The following is a 4,643-nucleotide window of genomic DNA, read 5'->3' as shown; positions in this document are numbered from 1 at the left end:
CCGACCGCCGATCTCGACGGTCCCGGGTACGACGCGCTCTTCGACGGCAACGTTCGCTCCGCCTACTTCCTCGTCGCCGCTCTGGCGCCGGCCATGGCCGATCGGGGCCGGGGCAGCATCATCAACCTGGGGAGCATGGCCGGCACAGTCGGCCTGGTGGGCGCCGCCGCCTACGGTGCCACCAAAGCGGCCATGGCCTCGATGACCCGCTCGTGGGCGGCCGAATTCAGCCCACGGGGGGTTCGGGTCAACGCCGTCGCCCCCGGGGCGGTGCACAGCATCCCGGAGCTGTACGACGTCACCGAGGGTTTCGGTAAGACCTCACTGCTGGGACGGGGCGCCCAGGTCGACGAGATCGCCGAGGTCATCGCCTTCCTCGCCTCCGACAAAGCCAGCTACGTGACCGGTACGGTCATCGCCGCCGACGGCGGCCGCACCGCCGTCTAGCGTCGTGACGTGGCGCGAAATGGGCACGACCGCCGGTCACGACCTGAACGCGGGCATCTCGATCGACAGCAAGAGACAAAGGAGGACTGAGGTCCATGAAGCTACTCGGGTTGGATCACATCGGAATCGTCGTGCGCGATATCAACGAAACCATCGCTCGGGCGGGCGACACCGTTGATGGCAGAGCTGGCGGCGAGCGCATTCTCGCCGGCGAAATCGACCTGCAGTTTCTGCTCTTCGGTGAAACGCGCCTGGAGTTGATCGAGGCGCGCGCCGCCGGTTTCGGCATGCCAACGCTCAAGGACGGCGAGACTGCGGTCATCGGCCATCTCGGATATCAAGTCGATGACCTCGAAGATACCAAGGCCGAACTGACCCGCCGAGGGGTCGCCTTGCAGGGCGAATTCAAGACCGACGAGGTCCACTCGATCTTCACGGTGCCGGAGACGACGTTCGGGGTGACCCTGCAGTTCATGGAGTACAAGGGCCGCGGGACAGGCGAGTGACCGCCGAGGGGCCCAAGAGGGTGTTGCCCCGGTGATCACGCCGACCGCGGCCACCCCACCCGCGGTCACGGGCAGGCGGCGAGCGGGCACGATGCCGCCGGGCCGACGGCGACCCGGAACACTCCCGGCGTCGACTCCGCCGCCCACCCGCACCGCACCAGGCGCTTGAATTTCAACCGCGCCTCAAGTGGGCATTTTGGTGCGCAGCCACCGCGCGGACCGGCCCCCTCCGGCGCGGGCGCGGCGTCAGGTTCCCGACGACCCGCCGCCCGCACCGCCTCGGCGAGCCAGCGCGCGGTGATGCCTCGGCCATCATCCCGGGCGGCTCACCGCCGAAATACGATAATACGATCGCAGCTCTCGACATCTGGCAACGACGCCGAAGCCGGGCGCTGATTCCAGCACCGCCTTTCCCGACGCCACGTCCCCACCACGGCACAGCACGCGTCGCACCCGGGATCGCGGCGGCTGGGGTGTGTGGCTGCCCGGTTGTCGTGGGCGAGGGTGCTCCGGGTCAGGAGAAGGTGAACCAGTTCAGGTTGACGAAGTCGGCGTTTTGGCCGCTGGAGAAGACCAGGTAGACGGTGTGCACGCCGGTCACCGGCGCGATGTTCGCCGGGACAGTCACCCAGCGCTGCCAGCCGCCGGTGCTGGCCACGGCGAAGCTGCCGACCGGCTTCGCGCTCGGACTGTCCAGCGCGACCTGGACCAGGCCGCCGACCCCGACCGCCGCGCCCGACGCGACGCGCGCCGTCAGCTGCGTCGCGCCCTTGGCGCCGAAGTCGAGATGCGCATATGCCAGCCAGCAGCCGTTGTGGATCCCGCCCATATCCCGGCCGCCGCCGGTGTCGGAGCATGCCTCGTCGAAGGTGCCGTTGCTCGCGGTATGGCTCTCGGCCTGGATCATCGAGTACGCACTGCCCGTGCCCGTGCCCGTGCCCGTGCTCGCGGCCGGGGACGGCGCCGCACTCCCGCTCGCGCTTGCACCCGCGCCGGCTGCCACGGCGGGGGCCGAGGGCGCGGCTGCGGCCGGGCCGGAGGCCGCGGTGCCGCCGACGGTGATGGTGAGCAGGGTGGGGTTCGGGTCGTTGACGGCGCCGGACTGGTCCACACCATTGGTCGGGGTGACGTCGTCGTAGGGGAAGCTGTAACCGCGGCCGTCGAGGTTGGCGGCGTGCACGATCCGCGCGTAGTGGTTCGTGATCGGGTTCTTGTAGTAGTCAGCCGGGTGCTCGCCCGTGGGCTGGTCGGAGTCGATCAGCAGCGTGGAGCGGTTGAACGCGGCGCTCAGGCGAGCCGTCAGCGGTCCCATCGCCCCGGACGTGGTCGCGAACGGCCCGGTGCTGCAACTGAAGATGTCCGCGGCCGTGGGCCGGGCAAAGCTGCCCGCGCCGTCGAAGGTGAGCAGGCCACCGGAGACGCGGCCGGTGAGGGTGCCGAACGAGGCCTGCGTGTCCACGGATAACGGTGCGCCGGCGTACTTCGACCAGACCTGCTCGATGTAGGGGTCGAAATAGCCGGAGAACAGGGAGGGATCCTTCGCGACGCCGTTGTCCGGGCTCAGCGCCCGCAGGTTGCGCCCTCCGCTGGTCACCACCAGCCGGTCCCAGCCCGCTCCGTCGGCGTTGTGCTGCGCGAGCAGTCCCGAGCAGACGGTGTCCAGGCCGTCGGAGGCCAGACCGGCCACCTGCTGGCGCCCGGTGGCGCCTTGCAGCGTCAGCGCGAGCGGAAGGCACACGAAGTCGACGTAGCTGATGTTCGCGTAGAGCTGGTTGGCGTCGAAGGTCAGCTCGCAGAAGTCCCAGGCGACGTCGATGTTCGGGTCGGAGGGATTGGTCACCGACGGCTCCGCCAGTGCGGGACCGGGATTGATCAGGAAGGTGAGTGGCGCGCCCACCGAGAACCACACACGGCCCCCGGCGATCCGCGGAATGGTGAGCTCCCTCGTCGAGCCGGGCCCGCCGAGCCGGATCGCGCAGTCGACACTCACCGCGGTGCCGACCGCCACCGGAGAGGAGGGGTAGTGCGCGGTCTTGCCGTCGGCCTGCAGCAGGAACAGCGCCTTGCCGTTGTCGATCGCCTGACCCGTGACAAAGGCGTACACGGCATCCGAGGTGGTCGCATTGCGCAGCGCCACATTCAGGGTCGGCGCGGTCGCCGAGGCGCGCGTGGACGCCACCACCGCGCCCACCGCCGCGCCACCGCCCACGAGCACCGAGGACGCCGCGATGAATCTCCTGCGCGAAAGCATGGGGATGGATCTCCCTTTATCTGACTATTGATTGGAGGAGCGCGGGACCGGCGCCAACAACCAACCCGCCGACCCGAATCACGCGGACGCCTCCGGAAACGATTCCGGAGTGAGTACGACGCGAGTCTGGTCAACCACGGGCGCCCCGGTCAACGAACCCACGACCCCGAACCCCGACCCTCCGACTCCGTTAAGGCCCACCTATACATCCCACCCACAGGCGGCCACAGACAGCCACGCCCCGGACACGGGCGACGCGCTCTCGACGATCCGGTTCCCCCCATCCAGCCGGCACGCGACAACATCGGGCGCACCGAACCCGGGCCGACCCCCTCTGTTTCCCACCACTCCGCACAAGGCTAATCAAGATTCAACATAACCAAGACTCAAGTGCGCGTTATCGTGCAGCCCCCGGAGCACCCGCCGCGACGATGCGGCACCGGACACCGCAGTTCAGCACCATGAAACGGCGAATCCAGCTCGCCTGACCCCGCTCCCGGACGCGTTGACCGCGCCCGCTGGTCTAGTCCACCGTGGGACTCCGTTCCGGGCGCCGTCAACGATCGGCCCGGTTCCACATTCCCGCCCGCCGACGTGCCGCCGCCCTGCGCGCAGTCCGAGCGCGACAGACGTGAACAGGAGCAGCCCTTGAAAAGGAAGCAGTTCGTGGCGGTTGGCGCGGTCGCCGTCACGGGGGTCACCATCGGCGCCATGGTGACCCTGGCGGCGTCGAGCAACGCCGCGACCAACGCTCTGGGCAGCAACTGGTACGGCTCGGCGCCCTATGTGTTCGTCAACGACCCGGCCACCCCGGACGTCGGCGCGGTCATGGACGCCACCGGCCAAAAAGCGTTCGAGCTCGCGTTCATCCTGGACTCCGGGGGCTGTACGCCCTCGTGGAACGGCAACGACAACGTATCCACCGACACCTCAGTCGCCGCCCTGATCACCACGATCCGCAACAAGGGCGGCGACGTCTCGGCCTCTGTCGGCGGCTACGGCGGCACCAAGCTGGGGCAGGACTGCGGCACGGCCACGGCCACCGCGGCCGCCTACCAGCAGGTGGTGAGCAAGTACGCGCTGCACGCCCTGGACTTCGACCTGGAAGAGCCGGAGGGACCCAAGGCGACATCCTCGGCAACAACTCGCAGGGCGTCTGGACCGACAACGGATCCTGCTAACCGTCGCCTGACCAATAACGCAATACGCTGAGTCAGCACGACGCTGCGCCTACCGAAAACTCATCCGCGCTGGTGAGGGCGTTTTTGAAGCTTCTGAGCCGAGGGCACAGTGGACAGTCATCGAACGTGTTCAGAAAGATCGGAAGATCAACTGAACGTGTTCAACTCTGAACAGCCGGGTGATCGCTAAATCGATCCGTATGACCGACGGACGATTTGTCGGCAGCCACAGGCGTGATTCCCCGCGCGATGCGGACC

The 4,643-nt window shown here is 68.3% G+C and carries 4 protein-coding genes; 3 read left to right on the top strand and 1 reads right to left on the bottom strand.

Annotated elements, in window-relative coordinates:
* Both VGZ32_RS12785 and VGZ32_RS12780 read left to right on the top strand, forming a co-directional pair.
* Window positions 1-447 (top strand): SDR family NAD(P)-dependent oxidoreductase (locus VGZ32_RS12785; RefSeq protein WP_326886193.1); only part of this gene is annotated, 447 nt, incomplete at its 5' end.
* 95 nt (window positions 448-542) lie between these two features.
* Window positions 543-953 carry a VOC family protein gene (locus VGZ32_RS12780; protein ID WP_326886192.1) on the top strand — a complete coding sequence of 137 codons (411 nt, stop codon included), beginning with the start codon at window positions 543-545 and terminating at the stop codon, window positions 951-953.
* A 514-nt stretch (window positions 954-1,467) separates the two neighbouring features.
* Here VGZ32_RS12780 and VGZ32_RS12775 read toward each other — a convergent pair.
* A complete protein-coding gene (locus VGZ32_RS12775; RefSeq protein WP_326886191.1) occupies window positions 1,468-3,204 on the bottom strand; it encodes a beta-1,3-glucanase family protein in 1,737 nt (578 codons plus the stop codon).
* A 648-nt stretch (window positions 3,205-3,852) separates the two neighbouring features.
* Here VGZ32_RS12775 and VGZ32_RS12770 point away from each other — a divergent pair.
* Window positions 3,853-4,416 (top strand): hypothetical protein, encoded by a 564-nt coding sequence (locus VGZ32_RS12770; RefSeq protein WP_326886190.1) that lies wholly within the window; start codon window positions 3,853-3,855, stop codon window positions 4,414-4,416.
* Window positions 4,417-4,643: the final 227 nt, after the last annotated feature.

It is taken from the genome of Actinocrinis sp. (genome assembly GCF_035938995.1).
GTDB lineage: Bacteria > Actinomycetota > Actinomycetes > Streptomycetales > Catenulisporaceae > DASZGI01.
Note: the sequence above shows the minus strand (reverse complement) of the source record. Positions and strands in the feature narration are given on the sequence as shown.

What these genes read in the sequence shown, in the direction of transcription:
- VGZ32_RS12780 (WP_326886192.1), top strand. Translation starts at nt 543, where the DNA reads ATGAAGCTACTCGGGTTGGATCACATCGGAATCGTCGTGCGCGATATC.
- VGZ32_RS12775 (WP_326886191.1), bottom strand. Translation starts at nt 3,204, where the DNA reads ATGCTTTCGCGCAGGAGATTCATCGCGGCGTCCTCGGTGCTCGTGGGC.